Consider the following 208-nt stretch of genomic DNA (forward strand, 5'->3'; position numbering starts at 1 on the left):
CTTCTTTCACCTGATTCATGGAAGGGTTGTCTGAAGGATGTTACTTCTGTTATTTCCTGTGTCGGTGGCTTTGGCTCTCAATCCGACATGTACAAGACCAACGGGACCGCAAATCTCAATGCCGTTAGAGCTGCAGCAGATCATGGAGTGAAACGATTTGTTTATGTCTCGGCAGCAGACTTGGGGCTGGCCAACTACATCTTGAAAG

At 47.6% G+C, this 208-nt stretch carries 1 protein-coding gene; it reads left to right on the top strand.

Annotated features, from left to right (window positions below; genetic code table 11):
• On the top strand, positions 1-208 hold a 208-nt coding region (locus tag C6N31_RS46800; protein WP_198359800.1), incomplete at both ends, for an NAD(P)H-binding protein.

It is taken from the genome of Streptomyces fildesensis (genome assembly GCF_016107395.1).
Taxonomy (GTDB): Bacteria; Actinomycetota; Actinomycetes; order Streptomycetales; family Streptomycetaceae; genus Actinacidiphila; species Actinacidiphila fildesensis.